Source organism: Mucilaginibacter pineti (assembly GCF_900101875.1).
GTDB lineage: Bacteria > Bacteroidota > Bacteroidia > Sphingobacteriales > Sphingobacteriaceae > Mucilaginibacter > Mucilaginibacter pineti.
In genome coordinates this window covers 66,913-88,077 of sequence record NZ_FNAI01000014.1, presented here as the reverse complement: position 1 = coordinate 88,077, position 21,165 = coordinate 66,913, and the positions used below count along the sequence as shown (strand labels likewise).

Below are 21,165 nucleotides of genomic sequence, written 5' to 3'. Positions count from 1 at the left end.
GATTTTAAAATCCAAAAAATCAAATAAATCCGCTTAATCGTGGTTCAGACAATAACCCTTAAATTAGCATATAACTAAAACTTAAAATCATGTGGTGGATCTACGCATTACTATCGGCATTGTTTGCCGCGCTTACCGCAATATTTGCTAAAATAGGCATTAAAGGGGTTGATACCGATTTGGCGACTGGTATACGTACAGTGATCATCCTGATACTGGCCTGGGCAATTGTACTGTTCAAAGGCAGCGGAAGCGGCATTGCCGATTTAACCAAGACCAACTGGACGTTCCTCATTCTATCCGGCTGCGCCACAGGGCTTTCATGGATCTGTTATTTCCGGGCATTGCAGCTGGGCAAGGTATCGCAGGTGGCTCCGGTTGATAAATTGAGTGTGGCAATAGCCATAGCGCTATCTGTTTTGTTCCTGGGCGAACCGCTTACTTTAAAAACGGCTTCGGGCGCCGCACTGATCATAGCGGGCACGCTGGTACTCATATTTTAATGGGATGCGGGGGCATTGTCATACGTGGTTAACCTTATTGTAACAAACACACCACAAAGCATAAAATTCAATATTTATCCAATGTTTCTTCACAAATTCGCGGCCTGATTAATTTTTTCAACGCGTAATGAAGCTTATTTATATACTATTTCTTTCTGTTATTTTTTCGGTAAATGTACATGCACAAGGTACCGGCGGCAAGGGCAAAATAACCGGCAAGGTTACCGATGCTGCTACTAAACAGCCGGTTGACTATGCCACAGTGGCAATTTACAAACAAGGTGTTGCCGCCCCCTTCAACGGTATAAGTACCGACCCTAAAGGTGGTTTTATCCTGGATAAAATTCCTGCCGGGGAGTACAAGATCACGGTAGATTTTTTGGGTTACCAGCGTACCACCATTGAGCATGTACTTGTTAAAGACGGCGGTAACACCACCCTGAACGATATTTTGCTGGCACCCGTACCACATCAGTTAAAAGGTGTAACCATTACCGCCACCACGCCAACTGTTGAAAATAAGATAGACAAAATGGTGTACAACCCCCAGAACGACCTGAGCGCGCAGGGCGGTGTAGCTATTGATATTTTGAAAAAAGTACCGCAGATAACCGTTGATATTGATGGCAATGTAGAGTTGCAGGGTAATGCCAACATCCGCTTTTTAATAAACGGAAAACCATCAAGCATATTTGGGGCAAGCCTTGCCGATGCGCTTGCAAGTATCCCGGCCAGCCAGATAAAAAGTATAGAAGTAGTAACGAGTCCCGGTGCTAAATATGATGCAGCGGGTACGGGTGGTATCATCAACATTATATTAAAAGATAGCAGGGTAGAAGGTGTTAACGGGAGTATCAACCTATCGGCAGGTACCCGCCGCGAAAACGGTTCGTTTAACCTTAACGTGCGTAAGGGCAACTTTGGTGTTAACGCTTTTTTTAGCGGCAATGCGCAAATAAATACCAACTCGCCAAACAGCCGTACCCGTAACTCAACAGATTCGGCATTGAACCGGACTACCCTGTTGCAGGATGGTAGCAATAACTTTAAACGTAACGGTTATGAATCGGGCATAAACTTTACCTGGAACATATCTAAACATGACGATCTTACCGCCGGTGTGGGATTTAACCATTTTGGCAACCACGGCGAGGGTGTAACCAACCAGGATCAAAGCGTGTTTAACGTAGCCGGTCAGCAACTGTCCAATCTGCAAAGCATCCGTAACTCCAGCAGTAAATTTAATGGTACAGCAACCGATGTAAACCTTAATTACAAAAAGACATTTGATACCGAAGGGCAGGAGCTAAATATCCTTTACTCATCCAGCTTCGGCAATAACAGTTTCAGCTCATTTCAGCAGCAGAATTATTTTACCGCCGGTATACCATCGACGGGCATCAGGAATAACAACCCGGGTAAGGATCATGAAACCAATATTTCTGTTGATTACACCCAGCCGCTGAGCAAAGACTTCACCATAGAAACAGGCGGCAAACTTGTTTTCGACCATATTAACAACAATGTAATTACCGATAGTTTGGCAGGCAGCACGTTTGTGCCCAACGCGGGCCAAACCTATGGCTTTACTTACGATCGTAAAATTTATGCCTATTACCTGTCTGCCAGTACCTCGTTATTTAATAAATTTTTGGATGTAAAGGCCGGTTTGCGGGATGAGTATACAAGCACCAATGCCGATTTTCAGGGTGTAACCATTCCGGGTTATAATACATTGGCCCCATCGCTGGTGTTTCAGCATAAACTGGATGCTTCGCAATCTATTAAGCTGAGTTATACCCGCCGTATTGAGCGCCCCGAATATGGCGATCTGAATCCTTTTCTTAACATCAGCGATCCGCATAATATCAGCACCGGTAACCCGCAATTAAAGCCCGAACTTGGCGATAACTTTGAACTGGGCTACAATAAATCATACGATAAAGGCGCCAACATTAATATAGCTGCGTTTTATCGCCGTAATACCGATGATATACAATCGTTCACCACATTCTATTCGCAACTGGATATAAACGGTACCACTTACACCGATGTATCATTAAACCAGCGATATAACTTAGGTTCGGAAGTGCGCACGGGCGTAAACCTGTACGGTTCGGTACCGGTAACCAAGGAATTTAACCTGCGCAGCAACATGATATTTTCTGACAGGATAAGCAACAATCCCGGCAGCCCAAGTGTAAGCGGCTTTGCATACCGTTTAAACCTTAACGCGCAGTACAGCTTCGGCCACGATTTAAGTGCCGAGTTTTTTGGCAACTATAACTCGTCGCAAAAAGGCATACAGGGTGTTAACCCTAAATTTGTGTTTTACAATTTTGCCATGCGCAAGCAGTTCCTGAACAAAAAAGCCAGCTTCGGGCTTACGGCTTCAAACCCGTTCAGCAAATATGTTGGTCAGCGTTCAACCACTTTCGGCAGCAACTTTAACCAGGTTAACATCAGGAATATTCCGGTACAATCATTCGGTATCAGCCTGAGCTACAAATTCGGCAAGCTCGACTTTAAAAAGGATAACGAAAAAGACGACAAAGAACCCGGCAACCGCGAAGAAAGTGCCCCGGCAGATAAGGGGAGGTAGGTTAGCCTCACCTAAACGGCGAAGCCCTCACGTAATAATCCTCTCCAAAGAAGAGGACTTTGACTTGCGTTCCTTTTTTGTGCATTAAAAAACCGTCATTTATCTCAACTGTTTCTCTTCCTGATCATACTCAGAAAAACAGGGGTAATGCCCAGGTAAGAGGCGATGTGTTTCTGGGCTATCCGTTGTTCTAACCGGGGATATTGTTTTTGGAACAGTTCATAACGTTCTTCTGCAGTTTTGGATAGGTTGGAGGTGATGCGCTGCTGGTACAAATAAAATCCGTTTTGAGTCATGATGCGGAAAAACCTTTCCAGTTTGGGTACCTGGGTATAAAGTTCTTCCAGTATGCTGTAGCTCAGATAAAATACATCGGTATCTTCCAGCGCGCCAATGTTATAAAAGGCAGGCGTTTGGCCCGAAAAACTGGCTATATCAACCGCCCACCAGTTTGGCGGATTAAATAAAATATTGTGTTCCTGGCCTTCGTTGTCGGTATTGAAGATGCGCAGGCAGCCCTTGTTTACAAAATAAATGTTGCGGCATATGGTACCGGCGCTTAGCAACACAGTTTTCTTTTTTACAGTTTTATGCTGCAGTTTAGCGGTAATAAGTTCGGCTTCCGCAGCATCAAGCTTAATGTGCATAGCAAAGTTGCGAAGGATAAGCTGGTACATTTTATTTTTTGTTAAAGATAAAATGTACCAGCCATATATCCTATGCCGGTTTAAGAGCAGGAGTGCCCTCCGGTTAAAATTCACATTATTTTAACGGCCCAAAGAAACTCACCAGGCGGGTGATCTGGTTTTGTTCATTAAACTCAAAGTAATCAAACCCTTCTTTTGTTTCCTCCGGTAAAACTACGTTCCAGGTATAGCGGCCTACATTGTGGTGATAATCCGGCGACTTTAAAACATTAAACGTGCGGACAGGAATTTTTTCTAAAGAGCCATTCGCCAACTCGGCAATACCGTCTACACCAGTTATGTTTTCATAATTAGGATCGGTATAAGTGGCATCTGCAGCCCAGCATTCGGCAAAGGCAGTTTTAAATTCGGCTAATGATTTCCCGTTCCAGGCTGCCACATATTTTTCGATCATTTCTTCAACTGATGGTATCATAATATTTAATTTTAGTGTACAGCAAAGGACGCTCCTTGCAGCGGCAATAAAATTAAAGTAGTTTAATAAAATGAAATTGTGGTGGAATCCAGTTTGGATTTGTGCGAAAGAAGCGAGGGCTAAAATAAAAAGCTCCGCAGAGGCTCCCCGTTAAATAAGGAGGCACCTACGGAGCCAATAAATACTATATTTATGCTATAAACACGAAGCCCCTATGGGGCATATAAATTGTAATAGGTTGATGATAGTTGGCGTTAGTTAGTATAAGTCTGCTTCCTAACCTTTCGCCTTTTACCTTTATCCTTTCGCCTAAAAAGAACTATCCGTTTTTGATCAAGATGCTTTCTATAACGAGGGTGACATAAAAAGCTCCGCAGAGGCTCCCCGTTAAATAAGGAGGCACCTACGGAGCCAATAAATACTATTTATGCTATAAACACGAAGCCCCTATGGGGCATATAAATTGTAATAGGTTGATGATAGTTGGCGTTAGTTAGTATAAGTCTGCTTCCTAACCTTTCGCCTTTTACCTTTATCCTTTCGCCTAAAAAGAACTATCCGTTTTTGATCAGGATGCTTTCTATAACGAGGGTGACATCTTCGCAGCTGTCGGTAGCGGTTTCCATGGCCATGAGCACATCTGTGTATTTGATAAGCTGTATGGCATCGGTTTCGTTAGCCAGCAAATCGGCAAAGGCTTCGTTATAAACGGTATCGGCAGCGTATTCCAGCTTTTTAATGTTGTTGCAAAGTTCAAATATATGTGCCGAATTGTTGAGGTTGCTCATGGCTTTTACTGCCTCCTGCAAACCATCGCTGGTTTTGCCTATAAGGCTGGCCAGGTTTATCATGGGCAGGGTAATTTTAGGCACATCGTACAGGTTTATCCTGCGCGATGCCATGGCAATGCTATCGGCAACATCGTCAATAGCGGCAGCCAGATCACACATATCCTTGCGACCGAAAGGTGAGATGAGCATTTTGCCCGATTCGGTAAAAACCTGGTGGGTGATCTCGTAGCTTTTGGTTTTTAGCTTATCAATATGGGTAAAGTTGAACTTTTGCTCGTACTGATCGGTTGAGTTTACGGCTATGTTAAGCAATTTAGCCATCTCGGCAACGTTAGCTGCGGCCCGGTTAAACAGATCATAAAACACTTTATTTGAATTAGGGAGTATCGACATTGGGTATATCTTTTATGATCTTTTTTAAAGTATCAATATTAAGGGCTTGTTTTTTAGTTGATTAGCTTGCGCCGCCGCTTAATTATTTTATGGTTAAATGTATAGATTAATTTGTTGCAAAATGTTACCCTATTGTTAACGAAATGTTAATTTAAATTTTAGTAATTTGGTGAATACTTTTATTACATGCCCAAGCAAAGTTTACCCACTTACGCAATTGTTGAATTACTGATAAGACTAACCCAATACAACAGCGAAATTGGCGATTATAAAAACCACAGTATGTTTGATACAGGCGTTATTGTGCGTACATCGGCAGGTAATATCACTTTTCCGGTAGGTATTATTAACAAGCAGCACCAGGATCCAACTTCCATTACCGATAGCGAGCTTGCCAGTGCCGCCCTGCTTTTCAGGCCTGCCAGGTAACAACACACGGCTCTATTAAAATTTAATGTAACATTTTGCGTTATATAAAACAAAATGCCTGTACTGCATATTGTATTTGTATAAGCACAATACCATGAAACCCGCTGATAAACATTATAAATTTATAAACAGTAGAACTGGTTATGTAATTTATTACCATTCAGTAGGCAGTGATTTATCCGTAGAGGATATTAAACACCAACTGCACGATATACAAGCCCGTGTAGCCATCCAAAACGGTATTTATATAGAAACTGTTTACTGGGAAGAGATGAAGGACGAACCCCAAAAGGCCAGCTAATTTTTGCTGATGAGGTACACCCTATCCAATACCTGCGGCCTTGTTGCCTTGTTGATGAAATTTGGCAATATGGCTTCCTGCGGATAATTTTCAAAAGAACGTATTATTATAAAACCTGCTTTGTTTTTGGTTAAGTAATCAACATCCCATTTGCCGACGAAAAATACCGCATTGCCTGGGGCATTAAACTTTTTAAAATCCTCAAGTAGTATAGTGCTCACCGGTTTATCGCAATAAAACTGGAAAACATTATTCTCGCTTTTTAACGCATACACCGGCGAATTTGCAAATTGTGGCTCGTTCACAAATGCGGCCGCAGTAATCTGCCCGTTATAGGATGCAATGGTTGGATACAGCACCGTATTCACATAAAAGTTGGCAAACAGCACCGCCAGGCAATTAAGTAGGAATATTTTTCGGTTGTTTTGCCCTGCCTTGCTGCTAATGAGATAGACCATTATCCCAAAAACTACAATATCAATCCATAGCAGCACGCTGCTGCCCGGCTGTAAAAAATAATGGATAACCAGTACCGCCACAGGAAACACCAGGATATAGATCCATTGAAAAGCCGATCGTAATTTATCATCCACCTTAGTTAATACGGCAACACACAGCGGCGCGGTAATAATGGCAAACAAGGGGAATAAGATATTGGTATAAAACGGCAGCTGAAATTTTGATAGCGAAAACAAAGCCAGCAGGGGTAAGGCCCCGCCAAGCGTAAAATACTCTGGCAGTTTTACTTTTTGCCATATTGCCTTTATGTTTTTATAAAGCGCGAAGTAAAACAACAGGCACCAGGGTGCAAAAGCCCAAAGCAGTGTATGTACAAAAAAGAAGATGTTGCCATTGGCAGGCTTGGTAATTGGTCCTTTATTGATGAAGCGGCCAAACTGACTATCCCACAAAAACCATTTAATACCCGATACCTGCTGCCTGCCAAATACCACCTTTTCGGGATGTGCATCAAACTGGATATAGAGGGCGTAAAGCTCGGGCAGGGTGAATATAAAGGTAAGCAGGAGCAATGCTATCCACTTAAAGCTAAACAGTTGTTTAAGTTTTTTGGTAAACAATAGCTGGCCAATTAAAGCGCCATAAATAGCACCAACCACAAAAATACCCTTTGTCATTACAGCGCAGGCGGTAAGCAGCGCGGCCATAAGCAGCTGACCGAAAGTAAACCTGTCATTCAGCCTGTCTATATGGTAAATGGCACCTATGATGAGGCCCATTAAATAAGGCTCGGCACGTACATCGGTATTAAACATAATGAGGTGCTGGGCGGTCATGAGTATCAGCACAGCGGTTGCGGCAACTATGTCGCCATAATGTTTGCGGGCAAATAGCCAGGTATATAATAAGCTGAGCAGGAAAAACAGCAGCGCGGGCAAGCGGTAAGCCCAAACGCTTATCCCGAACAATTTAAAGCTGCCCAGTACCATCCAAAACGGAAAATGGGGTTTGTCCAGCCAGTCTTGGTTGTAGGTGAAAAGTTCCCAAAACTCATGACGATAAACCATGTTTTTGGAAAGGGAAGCATACAGACCTGGGTCATCGGTAAAAAAGTTAACGTTTATACCGGCAAAGTTAACCAGCAGCGCTAACGCGAACAGTAAAATATAAAGCGGTTTGTAGTTATCCTTCATTTACTTGCCAGGCTTTGGGCACCAAGTACAGGCAAATATATAGTTATATCCAAATTTAGCAGGCATGCGCGTAAAAACTGGGTACAAAAAACCCCTGCCGTAAGGCAGGGGTTAAAAAAACCACAACAATTGTTTAACCCGTGAGCTATGAACCTCCCAGGTCTATTCCTAACTGCAATGCGGTTGTTCTAAGTAGATAACACCACTGGTTATCAACTGTTTTAAAATAGTATAACATTTATAAAACCCCTGGGAATTAAGTTAATTACGCAGGGGTTTGATAACCAAACAAATTTCGTCATATATTTATACCAAATAATCATGAAAACATTATGAAAAGATCTTATCAAATTAAAGCGTCAGTGCTTTTTGCGTTTGCGCTGTTGGTATCAACCATTACCTGGGCACAGGATAAAAAACCCTTGGCAAGTCCGCGCGATAGCGTGAGTGCTACTGTTGCAGGTTCAACGCTTACCATTAATTATGGCAGCCCATCTTTAAAAGGCCGCGAGATAATAGGTAAACTCGAAAAAATTGATTCGGTTTGGCGCGCTGGCGCTAACGAGGCAACCACTTTTACTACCACCAAAGCTATTAAGGTAGAAGGTAAAGCGCTTGCTGCCGGTACGTATGGATTTTTCGTGATTCCGCATAAAGACGGTAAATGGACAGTTATTTTTAACACCGTTGCCAAACAATGGGGCGCTTATACTTACAACAAAACCAAGGATGCCCTGCGTGTTGAAGTAAAGGAGAAAAAAGTGGCTAAAACCGAAAGACTTGTTTACAAAATAGGCGCTAAAGGCTTTAGCCTGATATGGGATACTTTTGAAGTTCCTGTAGCTGTTAAATAAGCAGAATTAAGGTTAACCTTTTCACACATTAAAGCCCCTTTTAAGGGGCTTTTTTTGTTGCCTTAATTTTCATTACTTTATACCATATTCACCAGCCGGATTTAACATGCCGGCATAAGCACATTTTTACTATTGAAGCATCGTTACATCAGCAATAACCCGTTATTAAAAAGGATCATCGCCATTGTGTTACTGGCCCTGGCTATTTTTATGCTGATGCTACTGGCCAATCATCCCGCCGTTATTGAACGCTATTATTCCCGTGGTTTTTATGTTTTTTTAGGCTGGGTGTTTCACCCGGTTTTAAACCTGTTTCCGTTTAGCTTAGGCGATGTGTTGTATACCGCGGTGGTTATTTACCTGCTGTATGCGCTTGTGCGGCTTATTAAACTGCTGTTTAAAAAGCAATTTAAAATCGCAGGGAAGCTGTTTCTGGGTTGTGTAATAGGGGTGCAGGTAGGGGTGCTGGCATTTTATTTGTTTTGGGGGATGAATTATTTTCGCCCCTCGGCTGCCCAGCGGCTAAACCTGCGCGATACCGCCTTTACCACCGCCGATCTTAAGGCGGTTACCAGGCTGCTTATCGATAGTGCCAATGCCACCCGCGCCCGTGTTACCCCAGCCGATATGGCCCAGGGCAACAGCGCTATTTACCAAACAGCCGTTAACGCGGTTAGCTCATTGTCAAAAGATTCAATCGATTTCAGGGCTTTTCATCCGGGTATCAAGCCATCCATGTTAACGCCCCTGCTTAACTATATTGGTACCTCGGGCTATTATAATCCGTTCACATCCGAAGCGCAGATCAATTACCAGATGCCGGTGTTTAACCGCCCCTTTGTAGCCTGCCATGAAATGTCGCACCAGATGGGTTACGGTGCCGAGGACGAGGCCGATTTTGCCGGGTTTATAGTGGCAGTGCGGTCGAAAGACAGGCTGCTACGGTATTCGGCCTATCACCTGGCCGTGCAGGAGTTCATGCACTCGCTTGGCAGGCGCGATACCCTGGCATTTAAGGAACTGAAGAAAACCATCTCCAAAGATGTGCACCAGGATTACGTAACCGAGCACGAATACTGGCTAACCTACGAAAACAAGTTAAGCGCCATCAGCAGTATATTTTATGACGGTTTTTTAAAAGCCAATAACCAACCCCAGGGCCTCGAAACTTACAACCGCATGGTACTGCTGGTAATGGCATGGTCAAGGAAACATTGGGTTCATTAGGTATTGGTTGTTTGTCTGAACCGGGATTAAGCAGATTTATTTGATTTTTGGATTTTGATTTGTGCGATAAGGAAATAAAAAAGTGTCATTTCGACGAGGTACAAGGAGAAATCTTATATAATATGCAATTGACGCTTTGTATTTCACTTGCGCTCGTTTGTACCTCCCCCCACTTGCGCTCGTTTGTAACGAACGCAGGAAGAACGAAGACCTCTTTTTTGAGAATGTAATTCAATGAATTTTTTGTAGCTTGCAATTAAAAATTGCTCGTTATTTCACTATGGCTTCTTCGGTAGGTACTTTAATTGGTGCTATTCTTCTTATTTGGGGTATCTATAAAGGAATAATCTTTTTATTTAGCCTGCTTCCTGATTCATCTTTTCGAACATTCATACTATCAGCATCAGGCAGGGTTTTAATTGCTATTATTTCTCCAATAATTCTGTGGATGATATTTGTATTTGTTGCCGTAAATATTTTAGGTATTCATTGTTAGTGTTTTATTGAAATTCATCGGTAAATTCCTGGTCAAACCAGCACAAGACGCTATTAAGCAGATCAAAATCCTAATAATCCGTTCAGGTTCAAATAATTCCCCTCTTGAGAGAGTAATCGCCCATCAATAGACATTCTGAATATTAAAGAAGATGGGTAGTCCCCGCTGGGGACAAATGCACTTTTTTTCTATTAGGCTACAAACAGTTAGTCCCTCCGGGACATAAAAGAATTTGCAATATTGATAGCGGACAGCAGGTTTTTATGTCCCGGAGGGACTAACTGTTTGTAGAAAAAACATCAAGTCGATTATGCCCCTAAGGGGTTACCCATCTGTCTTTTCATGGGCTATTACTCTTGAGAGGGCGCGCGAAGGGAATGCGCGATAGCAGGGGTGTGTTCTGCGGCAAGAAACACACCCCTCCACCCCCTCTCAAGAGGGGAATCGCACGTCGCCTCGCTTTTTTAACAAAGCGCAGATCATAATCCCTTAATCTGTTTAATCCCGGTTCAGACAAAAATCGTAATCCCCACCCAGACAATTCCCCACGCAGATTATGCCATTAATTAAACGTTTGGTAAATTGGTGGCATTATGAAATGCTATATAACCGCCGCTCTGCTTTGTTTTCCATCGCTTTTATTTGCGCAGGCATTTAGCCGGCAGGATGTTAAGCGTGCCGAAGCGCAGGCTAAGGCGGTTACCATTATCAGGGATAACTGGGGAGTGCCGCACATTTACGGAAAAACAGATGCCAATGTTGTTTTTGGGTTGATGTACACGCAGTGCGAGGATAATTTCAAGGGCATCGAACGTAATTATCTTTACCAACTGGGTAAGCAAACCGAAATCGACGGCGAGGCCAGCGTGCCTATCGATATCCAACTGCAGCTGATTGCCGATAGTGCCGATGCCATCCGTGATTATAAAACTGCCGCGCCATCCTTTAAAAAACTGATGGATGCCTTTGCCGATGGCATTAACTATTACCTGTACAAACATCCCGAAGTAAAGCCCCTGGTATTTAAACATTTTAAACCCTGGTATGCGCTCATGTTTACCGATGGCAGCGTGGCAGCTACCGAAACAGGGGGCATCAAACTGGAAGAAACGCGGGCATTTTATGGCGATGGTGGCCAGAAGATGGGCGCCGTAATAAATAGTCCTTCCGGGATTTATGACCTGGCCAACGTTAAGGAAACCGGATCAAACGGTTTTGCGATAGCGCCGTCAAGGTCAGCATCTGGGCATGCTTTGTTGTATATCAATCCGCATGTGCCATTCTATTTTCGCAGTGAGGTAGGGTTGGTAAGCCAGGAAGGGCTTAATGCCTACGGCGCGGTCACCTGGGGACAGTTTTTTATTTACCAGGGATTTAACCGGCATTGCGGCTGGATGCACACCAGCAGCTATGCTGATGTTGCCGATCTGTATGCCGAAAAAGTGATCAAAAAAGAGGGTAAATGGTATTACGAGTACAACGGCGCGCTAAAGCCCGTAACTACCCGCAAGCTGCTGCTAAAAGTAAAAACAGGAGATGACTGGATAGAGCAGAAAACTATTACCGCTTACTATACTCATCATGGGCCAATACTGGGTGCCCGCGATGGTAAATGGCTGGCGCTGAAAGCCAATAACCGCTCGTACAACGCCCTGCTGGAGTCATGGCTCATCACCAAAGCCAATAACCTTGCCCAGTACCAAAAGGCAATGGCGCTGGTATCAAACGCTACCAACAGTACCGTTTATGCCGATGATAGGGGCAATACTATTTTCTGGTATGGTAATTATATCCCCAAACGCAACCCCAAATACGACTTTAGTTTACCCGTTGACGGTACAACCCCCGCTACCGAATGGCAAGGTGTGCATCCGCTTAAAGAAATTGTTACAATAAAAAATCCAGCTACAGGGTATATCCAAAATTGTAATTCAACCCCGTACACCGCGTCGGGGAAAAGCAGTCCCGATAAGGATAAATACCCCATTTACATGGCGCCCGACGGCGAAAATTACCGCGCCCTTACCGCCATAAAACTATTGCAGGATGCCCATAATTTAACGCTCGACGGATTGATAGCCAAAGGGTATGATCACTATTTGGCCGCGTTTGACGACCTGCTCCCGCCACTGTTTAAGGCGTATGAAAATGCACCCGATTCTTTAAAATCGGCTTTAAATGAGCCCATTAAGCTGTTGCAGCAATGGGACAAGCGTACTGCTGCCAACTCCGTAGCCAGCTCGATTGCCATAGAATGGGGCACGCTGATGGTGAAGCTGATGCCGCCACCTGCTACCGACCAGGAAAGTACCTTTATAACCCAGCGCATGAAGGCCGTGGCCCAGCAAACGCCAGGGTTGCAGCAATTGGCTTTACTGTCGGCCGTAATGAAGGATTTAAAAAAACGTTTTGGTACCTGGAAAGTGCAATGGGGAGATATGAACCGCTACCAGCGCCCGGCAGATGGCATTACTTTTGATGATAACCTGCCGAGCATTCCCGTTGGGGCAACAGGTTCCGGATTTGGGCAACTACCATCGTTCCAGAGTCGTGTTTTGTATAATACGCAAAAACGCTATGGTTATTCGGGTAATAGCTTTGTAGCCGCAGTTGAATTTGGGCCGAGGGTGAAGGCAAAAAGTATTATTACCGGCGGTCAGTCGTTTAATCCGGCATCCGGCAACTTTACCGATCAGGCGCAGGGCTTTATTGATGGTAAGTTTAAGGATGTTTTATTTTATAAAGCCGATGTGTTGAAGCACGCCCAAAAAACCTATCACCCCGGTGATTGAATTGCTTAGTAAAAAAGTATATTTGAAATAATAAAAATGAAAAAATACCTTTTTGTAGCCTTATTGCTATTGTGTGCCGCCGGTGTATCTGCCCAAAGCATAACGGTTAATGATCTTACCAGCATCTCCAACCTCTCCAATGCCGATGCGCATAATTACCTGGTACTGGGCAAAGGTTTTAAAAGGCAATATCTGCAGGATGTTGACGGCAATACCGTTGAACACATGCACAAAACCGGCCAAAACAAAGAAACCGGCGACAAAATGGAAGAAACCGTAGTAGTAGGCGTGGGCACCAAACTAAGCAGTGGTACCGTATTACGCACTGTTACCTATACCTCACTTACTACAAAGCACATTTTTAACCTTATTACCCAGGCAAAAAGCCTCGGCCTCAGCATGAAGTTTCAAGGTGCCGACTCCATAAACAACATCTATCTTTTTGATAACGACTTTTTTCATATTACCATGCTCATTAATCGCAACAACGCCATCGGCTCGGTTGAGGTTAAACAAAAGGAGTATTTAGGATTTGATTGATAAGGAGGGAGAGTCGAAAAGGTTTCCCAAAAGCACGTCATTGCGAGGTACGAAGCAATCTCTAAACTTTGCAGAGGCCACGCGCATATCCGACTTGCTTTCGTAGAGATTGCTTCGTCGTTTCTCCTCTTAATGACGTGGTATGAGCCTTGTGATTATTCGCCTTTTACTATCGTTCAAGATTCCGGAAAAACTAAAAAGCTTGTCATTCTGAGGAACGAAGAATCTATTCTGCGACTATGCTTACTCGCCATCAGATCCTTCGTTCCTCAGGATGACAAACTGATATCACCCAAAGATGTTCGAACTAATTAATGGTTGTCATTTCTTAAGAAAAAGAGTTGAAAATCTTAGCCGATATGCAGTTGAAGCGTCTTCGTCCCTCTATCCGCCGACGGCGAAGAAAGGGGCGCCGCACGGAGGGCCGGCGGGGTGAGTAATCGCAACCATGCCAACCCCGCAAAATAATTTCAAAATACACCACTTGTATTATAGCAAGTTTGTTACTATATTTATATAACGCTAAATAAATAGTTTTTGATCCCTCAAAGCGGTTTAGCGAATAACCAATTTAACCTTTAAAAAAGGAGGCCGTGATGAACTTAGTTCATAAGATTGAAAATTGGGGCGATACCCATCACCCAAAAGCGTTGGATCTGATCCGCATTGCGCTTGGTGTATTTTTGTTATTAAAGGGCGTGGCCTTTATGGAAAATACCACCTACCTCAAACACCTCATTGATGACCAGAATATAATTGACCTATCGCCCGATGTACTGATAGTGCTGGTGTATTATGTAACCTTTGCGCACCTTGTTGGCGGGGTACTTATCGCGCTGGGCATCCTCACGCGGCTTGCATCCATAATTCAGATCCCGATTGTCTTGGGAGCAGTGTTTTTAACCGGTATTTTCCAGGAGCCCATCAACACTATGGCCTGGCCATCGGTAACCGCGCTGATATTATTGGTGGTGTTTACCGTCCTCGGCTCTGGTCCGATCTCGCTTGACAAATACCTGTCAGAATAAATCCCGCACTGACGACAGCCAACACCACACTGACGCCCGCTGACGAACCACTGAGGCTCACTGATAACCTACTGACGGAAGCTGACGAAATGTGTTTAAATTCGTAAGTGATTGTTGTTTAGATAAATAGGCAATTGGCGTTAATAGCCAATTATCTGTTGATCGGCATAGCACCACAACCAGCGTTCACCGGGTTCGGCAGAGATAACTACCGGATGGGCGGTGGCCTCAAAATGCCTGGTCATGTGGGTATTCGGCGAGCTGTCGCAGCACAACGTTACACCGCAGGTTTGGCAGGTACGTAGGTGCATCCACGAGGAATGTGTTTTAATACACTCCTCGCAAACGTAATCCTGTGGTTGTTTTATATCGGTTACAGCAGTAAGATGCTGGCAAATTTCTGGTTCTTGTTGCATAAAGTAAAGTTTAAACTTCTGCTAAATACTTGTGTACAAAGCTAATAGCCATTGATCCTTCGCCTACGGCAGATGCCACACGGTTCATGGCCCCGGCACGTACATCGCCGGCGGCAAATATACCCGAGCAGCTGGTTTCCAATAAATAAGGGTCGCGCTTTAGCTTCCATATCTTATTGAAATTATCGTAGCTGCGCAGTTCTCGGCCGGTTTCAATAAAGTCTTTAGCATTTTTTATAATGTCGAGCTTTATCCAGTCGGTATAAGGTTTGGCACCTATGAAAATGTATAGTGCGGCGGCCTTGTTGGTAACTGTTTCCTGTGTTTTACAGTTGCGCAACGTTAAATTTTCCAGGCAGTTACCGCCATGTGCTTCGGCTATTTCTGTATTCGGAAGTACCTCAATATTAGGTGTTTCGCTTATCTGCGTAATCAAATATGCCGACATGGTAGCCACCAGATCTTCTCTGCGGATGATGATATGCACCTTATCAGCATATTTGGAAAGGTGCATAGCTGCCTGCCCGGCCGAATTACCACCGCCAATAACGTACACATCTTTACCTATGCAGGCACTGGCTTCGGTAGTGGCGGCGCCATAATAAATACCTGCACCAGTGAAGTTGTCAACGCCTTTTACCTCAAGCTTGCGGTAGTCTACCCCGGTGGTAATCACCACGGTACGGCTTATGATCTCGGGTCCATCATCCAATATGATGGTTTTGTAGCCATCTTTTTGCTTGATATCACTAACAGATTGCGGCGACAAAAATTCGGCCCCTAAACGCATCGCCTGGCTAATAGCACGACGGGTTAGATCGGCCCCGCTTAAACCAGCCGGAAAGCCGAGGTAATTCTCAATGCGGGAGCTGGTGCCTGCTTGTCCACCCGGTGCCTTACGCTCTATCAATAAGGTTTTTAGCCCTTCCGATGCACCGTAAACTGCAGCGGCTAATCCCGCAGGGCCCGCACCTATTATCACCACATCATAAACATCGGTAAGGATTTGCGGGGTTTTATCGAGTTTGGCTGCAATGGCCTGTATAGTAGGTTTTTGCAGGTAGCTGCCATCTTCAAAAACAACAAGCGGCAGGCAATCTGTAGTTAAGTTATTAAGCGCCAGTAGGCTGCCGCCATCAATGTTCTTTTCAATATCCATCCAGCGGTAGGGGATAAGGTTGCCCGCCAGGTAATCCTTCACCACGTGCGATTGGGGCGAAAACTGGTAACCCACCAACTTAATACCTACAAATTCGGGCACATAGTTGTTATGCCAGTCTTCCAGTAAATCGTTAAGTACGGGATACAGTTTTTCCTCGGGTGGGTCCCAGGGCTTCATCAGGTAATAATCAAGCTGTACATCGTTAATGGCTTTTATAGCGGCTTCGGTATCAGAGTAAGCGGTTAGTAACACCCGTTTTGCATCCGGGTAAATTTTCTTGGCTTTCTCCAAAAACTTAACGCCCTCCATTTCGGGCATGCGCTGATCACAAAGGAATAGCGCTATCACGTCCGAACTGTTTTTTAATTCGGTAAGGCTTTCCAGGGCTTCGTTTGCCGATGTGGTGCTTAAAATTTTGTACTCCTTGCCATATTGCGAACGCAGATCGCGGCTTATTGACCGTAATACCTGCGGATCGTCATCAATGGAAAATATAATTGGTCTGCTCATTTTTCTTTGTAGGGGTAATGTATTTATTTAATAAACAGTGCGTTTAGCTATCCATCAATCAGGAAGCAAACACTAAATTCGGTATGTCCCGGCTGCGATTTTACCTTAATAGAGCCGCGATGCTGCTTTACAATGCGCTGTACTACCTCAAGCCCCATACCGGTACCTTTGCCCATTTCCTTGGTTGTAAAAAACGGGTCGAACACCTGGCTTTGGATCTCCGGGGGAATGCCCGGGCCATCGTCAATTATAAACACCTCCACAAACTCACGGTCACGGCGGGTTTTAATAGTAAGAGTGCCTTTACCGGCGGGTTCCATGGCATCAATGGCATTGTCAATAAGGTTGGTCCAAACCTGGTTAAGTTCGCCAATAAGGGCCTTAACTTCGGGCAGGGTTTCATCAAAATCTTCAATAATGTTGATGTTGCCTTTGCGCATTTTATAGCCAAGCATGGTAAGCGTATTGCGGATACCGATGTGAATATCAGCATATTGTTTATCCTGACCTCTGTCCATATGGGTAAAGGTTTTTACAGAGCTAACAAGGTCGGCAATACGTTTTGACGATTCCTGGATATCCTCTATCATTTTTTCGGCCACCAGTTTATTGCTCATCCAGTTTAAAATGGTTGAAAGGTGAGCCGGCGGAATGTGCTTTTTAAGCGCTTCCAGATTTTTGGTTAAAAACTTAAAATCAACAAAGCTTTCGGCAATATCGTAGCTGTTTTCTATCTCGTTTTCGTCAAGCCATTCAGTTATTTCATCTTCCAGCATGGTGCGCTGTTTAAGGCTTAAACGCGTTTCGTCCCTGCCGTCCAGTACTTTAAAAAGTTCATCGGTAATGGCGTTCACCTGTTCTTCGTCCATTTTAATGGCGAACATGCTTTTTAAACTTTCGGGCACCAAGCGCAGGTGCTTGCTTAATGAAGTAGAATCGCGAACTATGGCCGATGCCGGGTTATTCAACTCGTGCGCCAATCCGGCGGAGAGCTTACCTAGCGCCATCATTTTTTCGTTTTGCTGTTGCAGGGCCGTAAAATCGCGCACGCGGGTGGTCATGATGTGTACCAATGCCTGGGTTAGTTCAAAATGACTTTTGATCATCTCGTTTATCTTATCGGTAGGGAAGCTTAGTACCTGCAGATCGCCTATGGCCTGTGCATACCCTTTTGATATTAATCCGCGCGAAAAAGGCATATAACCGGTGACATTACCAGGCCCTACGTTCACAAAATCCCGGCGACCGCCGCCTTGCAGCATGTAAAAACGCATACCGCCTTCAACTATAACATGTGGCCCCGTCATGGGCAGGCCGGGTTCGTTAAGCATGGCGCCGTCCTCAAATATCCGGTTTTCACTTACATCAATAAACCACTGTAACTGATCGTCAGGTACATTTTCTAAAACTTCAAGGGATTTAAGCCAGGATACAGTTACCGTTTGCATGAAATAAAATTAGCTATTATTATTTAATAGTTAAGGGAGGTTTAAAAATGATGTTCGGTTAACCTTCCTCAATTGAGATATACAAAAGTAATCTATGGTGTTGATTTTATGGGTATATAAAATTCAGAATAACATCATTTTTATGGTGGTATTTTTTTGAAAAATGTGCTATTTTTACAGTTATTGATTATGTTTACGCTATCAATTGTAAATTAAGCTGAATGAAACCTCTTTTGCTAAAAGTTTCCTCGGGCCCGGCACATTCATTTAGTGTAAGGCACGATGTGCTGCCCGATATTAATAACCGATGGCATTGCCACCCCGAACTGGAACTCATATATTTTAAAAAGGGCGGCGGCACGCAATTTATTGGTGATAGTATTAAGCAACTTAATGCCGGCGATATGGTTTTGGTAGGATCAAACCTGCCGCACTACTGGCGTTTTGATGATGTTTACTTTAACCATGTGGAGGACGTAAATGTTGAAGTGATTGTAGTGCATTTTTGTGAAAACTTTTGGGGCGATCAGTTTTTGAACCTGCCCGAAAATAAACTGATAAAAGTACTGCTCGAAAAATCAAAACGGGGCCTGCAAATTACCGCTGATGTAAAAGAAAAGGTAGCCGGATTACTGGAAGCAATGCTTGACACCGATGGCGCCGAACGTATAATTATGCTGCTGAAAGCACTGAACACTATTGCTACAAGTGTGCCTTTAAATTATGTAGCATCTATAGGTTTTAAATACGATCATAACGAATCGGAAAACGACCGGATAAACAACATTTACGAGTATTCTGTACAAAATTTCAGGAAAAAGATTTACCTGGAAGAGATTGCTGAGATAGCAGGTGTAAGCGCAAATTCATTTTGTAGGTACTTTAAATCAAAAACCCGTAAAACTTACTCGCAGTTTATTATTGAAATTAAGGTGGGCTACGCCTGTAAATTGCTGATAGAAAATAAGCTGAACATCAAGCAACTTTGTTACGATAGCGGATTCAATAATTTCTCAACTTTTCACAAACACTTTAAACAAGTAACCGGCAAAAGCCCGCTGATATACCAAAAAGAGTTTACGAAAAACCCTTAGCGGGAGAAAGGACTGGGAGAACAAGGACAAAGGACTTTTGGGATTAAGGATTGAAGGAATAAGGATTAAAGACATTGTCATTTTCTGTCCTTAATCCTTGTTCCTTGCTCAATATAAAATTCTTCTATAGATTGTAAAAAGCAATCGCGTTTTCTCCCCAGAACAGGCTTTGTTCGTTTTTGGATAGCTGGGCGCAGTACATCTGCATAATTTCAACAGTTCGTTTATAGCCGCCGGCCAGCAGGCAAACCGGCCAGTCTGAGCCAAACATTATGCGGTTTATCCCAAATGCGTTGAATATCACATCAAGATATGGAGTGAAATCCTCTGTTTTCCAGGAATGCCAGTCGGCCTCGGTAAGCATGCCCGAAATTTTGCAATGCACATTTTGGTATTCAGCCAACGCTTGTATACCCTTTTTCCACTCCGTTATTTGTTGATCTTTAATGTTGGGTTTGGCCAAATGGTCAACCACAAATTGCTGATCAGGGAATTCGCCTGCCAGTTGCGCGGCATAAGGCAAATGCTCGGGATAGATGAGGATATCATAGGTATAACCGTGCTTTTGTAAGGCTGCTATGCCCTTTTTAAATTCCGGCTGTAGCATGTGTTTTTTATCGGGTTCTGATTGTAAAATATGCCTGAAACCTTTAAGCACGCGGTTCTGCTTATAGTCCTGTAGCTTTTCTTCCAGGTTGTCAGCTTTCAGATCAACCCAGCCAACAACGCCTTTGATAAAATCATTTTCGGCGGCGAGAGCTAATAAAAAGGTTGTTTCCTGTTCAGTTTGGCTGGCTTGTACAGCTACGCAACCATCTACGCCGTTTTGTTTTAAAACGGGGAGCAGATCGGCCGGTAGAAAATCGCGTTTTATCACCAGCATATCATCGTTGATCCAGCTATCTTTAACCGGGTCGAAGATCCAGAAATGCTGGTGCGCGTCTATCTTAGGCATAAGCTATAACTTGTTGTTTTGATTCGCCCAGACCATCAATACCTAATTCAACCACATCGCCGGGTTTTAAGTAAAATGGCGGTTTCATACCCAAACCAACACCCGCCGGTGTACCTGTCGAAATAATATCGCCGGGTAACAGCGTCATAAACTGGCTGGTGTAGGCGATAAGGTGGGGCAGGTTAAAAATGAAGTTAGCGGTGGTACCATCCTGCACGATTTTACCGTTTACTGTAAGCCATAGGCGCAGGTTATGCGGATCGGCAATTTCATCTGGTGTAGCTAAGAAGGGGCCAAGCGGTGCAAAAGTATCGCAGCCTTTGCCCTTATCCCAGGTGCCGTTACGTTCCAGTTGAAATTCGCGTTCAGATACATCATTGTGCAGCATATAACCTGCAACATAATCCATCGCGTTGGCTTCATCTACATACGATGCTTTTTTGCCGATAACTACAGCCAGTTCCACTTCCCAATCTGTTTTTACAGAGTTTTTAGGAATAACAATATCATCATTGGGGCCAACAATAGCTGTTGTGGCCTTCATAAATATCACGGGTTCAGGCGGCAGTGGAGCATTGGTTTCCCTGGCATGATCGGCATAGTTTAAGCCAATGCACACAATTTTCGACGGACGAGCAATGGGACTGCCTAAACGGGTACCATCGGCAATTTCCGGTAGGTTTTTACCTTCGATGAATGCCGCCAAACGATTTAAGCCGTCGGTTTCAAAAAAGGCTTCGGTATAATCTTCGCCAAATGCTGATGTATCGTATTTTTTGTCGTTCAGGATTACGCCTGTTTTTTCTTTGCCGCTTTCGCCAAATCGAATAAGCTTCATATGGTAGTGTAA

Annotated in this window: 19 protein-coding genes; 10 read left to right on the top strand and 9 right to left on the bottom strand. The window is 43.9% G+C overall.

Annotated features, from left to right (window positions below):
* The first annotated feature begins 89 nt into the window (after positions 1-89).
* Entirely contained in the window at positions 90-503 is a 414-nt protein-coding gene (locus tag BLS59_RS24275; RefSeq protein ID WP_091153677.1) for an EamA family transporter, read from the top strand.
* Between the two features lie 127 nt (positions 504-630).
* Entirely contained in the window at positions 631-3,105 is a 2,475-nt protein-coding gene (locus tag BLS59_RS24270) for a TonB-dependent receptor (RefSeq protein WP_091153673.1), read from the top strand.
* Between the two features lie 104 nt (positions 3,106-3,209).
* Here the strand turns inward: BLS59_RS24270 and BLS59_RS24265 are convergent, their stop codons facing one another.
* From BLS59_RS24265 to BLS59_RS24255, 3 genes are all read right to left on the bottom strand, one after another.
* Positions 3,210-3,782, bottom strand: a complete 573-nt coding sequence (locus BLS59_RS24265) for a Crp/Fnr family transcriptional regulator (RefSeq protein ID WP_091153918.1) — start codon at positions 3,780-3,782, stop codon at positions 3,210-3,212.
* Between the two features lie 85 nt (positions 3,783-3,867).
* Positions 3,868-4,227, bottom strand: coding sequence for a nuclear transport factor 2 family protein (locus BLS59_RS24260; RefSeq protein WP_091153670.1), 360 nt, complete (start codon positions 4,225-4,227; stop codon positions 3,868-3,870).
* Between the two features lie 554 nt (positions 4,228-4,781).
* Positions 4,782-5,411 (bottom strand): DUF47 domain-containing protein, encoded by a 630-nt coding sequence (locus BLS59_RS24255; RefSeq protein ID WP_091153666.1) that lies wholly within the window; start codon positions 5,409-5,411, stop codon positions 4,782-4,784.
* Positions 5,412-5,597: 186 nt separating this feature from the next.
* On the opposite strand from BLS59_RS24255, the gene BLS59_RS24250 reads away from it, so the two are divergent.
* Together BLS59_RS24250 and BLS59_RS24245 are read left to right on the top strand one after the other, a co-directional pair.
* Positions 5,598-5,840 (top strand): hypothetical protein, encoded by a 243-nt coding sequence (locus BLS59_RS24250; protein WP_091153663.1) that lies wholly within the window; start codon positions 5,598-5,600, stop codon positions 5,838-5,840.
* A gap of 94 nt (positions 5,841-5,934) precedes the next feature.
* Positions 5,935-6,141, top strand: a complete 207-nt coding sequence (locus tag BLS59_RS24245; RefSeq protein WP_091153659.1) for a hypothetical protein — start codon at positions 5,935-5,937, stop codon at positions 6,139-6,141.
* Here the strand turns inward: BLS59_RS24245 and BLS59_RS24240 are convergent.
* The gene (locus BLS59_RS24240; RefSeq protein WP_091153656.1) at positions 6,138-7,793 is read right to left on the bottom strand and encodes an ArnT family glycosyltransferase; all 1,656 of its coding nucleotides are present in this window, start codon (positions 7,791-7,793) and stop codon (positions 6,138-6,140) included. The genes BLS59_RS24245 and BLS59_RS24240 overlap by 4 nt on opposite strands.
* Positions 7,794-8,125: 332 nt before the next feature.
* On the opposite strand from BLS59_RS24240, the gene BLS59_RS24235 reads away from it, so the two are divergent.
* From BLS59_RS24235 to BLS59_RS24210, 5 genes are all read left to right on the top strand, one after another.
* Positions 8,126-8,647: a DUF2911 domain-containing protein gene (locus BLS59_RS24235; RefSeq protein ID WP_091153653.1), complete on the top strand. Its 522-nt coding sequence runs from the start codon at positions 8,126-8,128 to the stop codon at positions 8,645-8,647.
* Between the two features lie 132 nt (positions 8,648-8,779).
* On the top strand, positions 8,780-9,874 hold the full coding sequence (locus BLS59_RS24230; protein ID WP_091153649.1) for a DUF3810 domain-containing protein: 1,095 nt from the start codon (positions 8,780-8,782) through the stop codon (positions 9,872-9,874).
* 1,089 nt (positions 9,875-10,963) lie between these two features.
* Positions 10,964-13,162 carry a penicillin acylase family protein gene (locus tag BLS59_RS24220; RefSeq protein ID WP_091153645.1) on the top strand — a complete coding sequence of 733 codons (2,199 nt, stop codon included), beginning with the start codon at positions 10,964-10,966 and terminating at the stop codon, positions 13,160-13,162.
* 36 nt (positions 13,163-13,198) lie between these two features.
* Positions 13,199-13,702 (top strand): hypothetical protein, encoded by a 504-nt coding sequence (locus BLS59_RS24215; protein WP_091153642.1) that lies wholly within the window; start codon positions 13,199-13,201, stop codon positions 13,700-13,702.
* 596 nt (positions 13,703-14,298) lie between these two features.
* Positions 14,299-14,730, top strand: coding sequence for a DoxX family protein (locus tag BLS59_RS24210; protein ID WP_091153639.1), 432 nt, complete (start codon positions 14,299-14,301; stop codon positions 14,728-14,730).
* 140 nt (positions 14,731-14,870) lie between these two features.
* On the opposite strand, the gene BLS59_RS24205 is transcribed toward BLS59_RS24210, so the two are convergent.
* The 3 genes from BLS59_RS24205 to BLS59_RS24195 are packed head-to-tail and all read right to left on the bottom strand — an operon-like array spanning position 14,871 to position 18,266.
* Entirely contained in the window at positions 14,871-15,146 is a 276-nt protein-coding gene (locus BLS59_RS24205; protein WP_091153636.1) for a UBP-type zinc finger domain-containing protein, read from the bottom strand.
* A gap of 10 nt (positions 15,147-15,156) precedes the next feature.
* The gene (locus tag BLS59_RS24200; RefSeq protein WP_091153632.1) at positions 15,157-16,818 is read right to left on the bottom strand and encodes a response regulator; all 1,662 of its coding nucleotides are present in this window, start codon (positions 16,816-16,818) and stop codon (positions 15,157-15,159) included.
* 47 nt (positions 16,819-16,865) lie between these two features.
* Entirely contained in the window at positions 16,866-18,266 is a 1,401-nt protein-coding gene (locus BLS59_RS24195) for an ATP-binding protein (protein WP_091153628.1), read from the bottom strand.
* Between the two features lie 221 nt (positions 18,267-18,487).
* On the opposite strand from BLS59_RS24195, the gene BLS59_RS24190 reads away from it, so the two are divergent.
* Positions 18,488-19,360, top strand: coding sequence for an AraC family transcriptional regulator (locus tag BLS59_RS24190; RefSeq protein ID WP_091153624.1), 873 nt, complete (start codon positions 18,488-18,490; stop codon positions 19,358-19,360).
* A gap of 124 nt (positions 19,361-19,484) precedes the next feature.
* Here BLS59_RS24190 and BLS59_RS24185 read toward each other — a convergent pair whose 3' ends face one another.
* Together BLS59_RS24185 and BLS59_RS24180 are read right to left on the bottom strand one after the other, a co-directional pair.
* Positions 19,485-20,315 carry an amidohydrolase family protein gene (locus BLS59_RS24185; RefSeq protein WP_091153621.1) on the bottom strand — a complete coding sequence of 277 codons (831 nt, stop codon included), beginning with the start codon at positions 20,313-20,315 and terminating at the stop codon, positions 19,485-19,487.
* Positions 20,308-21,153: a fumarylacetoacetate hydrolase family protein gene (locus BLS59_RS24180; protein WP_091153618.1), complete on the bottom strand. Its 846-nt coding sequence runs from the start codon at positions 21,151-21,153 to the stop codon at positions 20,308-20,310. Before BLS59_RS24180 ends, BLS59_RS24185 begins: the two co-directional genes overlap by 8 nt.
* Positions 21,154-21,165: the final 12 nt, after the last annotated feature.

What these genes read in the sequence shown, in the direction of transcription:
- BLS59_RS24205 (WP_091153636.1), bottom strand. Translation starts at nt 15,146, where the DNA reads ATGCAACAAGAACCAGAAATTTGCCAGCATCTTACTGCTGTAACCGAT.
- BLS59_RS24275 (WP_091153677.1), top strand. Translation starts at nt 90, where the DNA reads ATGTGGTGGATCTACGCATTACTATCGGCATTGTTTGCCGCGCTTACC.
- BLS59_RS24270 (WP_091153673.1), top strand. Translation starts at nt 631, where the DNA reads ATGAAGCTTATTTATATACTATTTCTTTCTGTTATTTTTTCGGTAAAT.
- BLS59_RS24260 (WP_091153670.1), bottom strand. Translation starts at nt 4,227, where the DNA reads ATGATACCATCAGTTGAAGAAATGATCGAAAAATATGTGGCAGCCTGG.
- BLS59_RS24210 (WP_091153639.1), top strand. Translation starts at nt 14,299, where the DNA reads ATGAACTTAGTTCATAAGATTGAAAATTGGGGCGATACCCATCACCCA.
- BLS59_RS24255 (WP_091153666.1), bottom strand. Translation starts at nt 5,411, where the DNA reads ATGTCGATACTCCCTAATTCAAATAAAGTGTTTTATGATCTGTTTAAC.
- BLS59_RS24215 (WP_091153642.1), top strand. Translation starts at nt 13,199, where the DNA reads ATGAAAAAATACCTTTTTGTAGCCTTATTGCTATTGTGTGCCGCCGGT.
- BLS59_RS24185 (WP_091153621.1), bottom strand. Translation starts at nt 20,315, where the DNA reads ATGCCTAAGATAGACGCGCACCAGCATTTCTGGATCTTCGACCCGGTT.
- BLS59_RS24265 (WP_091153918.1), bottom strand. Translation starts at nt 3,782, where the DNA reads ATGTACCAGCTTATCCTTCGCAACTTTGCTATGCACATTAAGCTTGAT.
- BLS59_RS24250 (WP_091153663.1), top strand. Translation starts at nt 5,598, where the DNA reads ATGCCCAAGCAAAGTTTACCCACTTACGCAATTGTTGAATTACTGATA.
- BLS59_RS24235 (WP_091153653.1), top strand. Translation starts at nt 8,126, where the DNA reads ATGAAAAGATCTTATCAAATTAAAGCGTCAGTGCTTTTTGCGTTTGCG.
- BLS59_RS24190 (WP_091153624.1), top strand. Translation starts at nt 18,488, where the DNA reads ATGAAACCTCTTTTGCTAAAAGTTTCCTCGGGCCCGGCACATTCATTT.
- BLS59_RS24220 (WP_091153645.1), top strand. Translation starts at nt 10,964, where the DNA reads ATGAAATGCTATATAACCGCCGCTCTGCTTTGTTTTCCATCGCTTTTA.
- BLS59_RS24245 (WP_091153659.1), top strand. Translation starts at nt 5,935, where the DNA reads ATGAAACCCGCTGATAAACATTATAAATTTATAAACAGTAGAACTGGT.
- BLS59_RS24180 (WP_091153618.1), bottom strand. Translation starts at nt 21,153, where the DNA reads ATGAAGCTTATTCGATTTGGCGAAAGCGGCAAAGAAAAAACAGGCGTA.
- BLS59_RS24200 (WP_091153632.1), bottom strand. Translation starts at nt 16,818, where the DNA reads ATGAGCAGACCAATTATATTTTCCATTGATGACGATCCGCAGGTATTA.
- BLS59_RS24195 (WP_091153628.1), bottom strand. Translation starts at nt 18,266, where the DNA reads ATGCAAACGGTAACTGTATCCTGGCTTAAATCCCTTGAAGTTTTAGAA.
- BLS59_RS24240 (WP_091153656.1), bottom strand. Translation starts at nt 7,793, where the DNA reads ATGAAGGATAACTACAAACCGCTTTATATTTTACTGTTCGCGTTAGCG.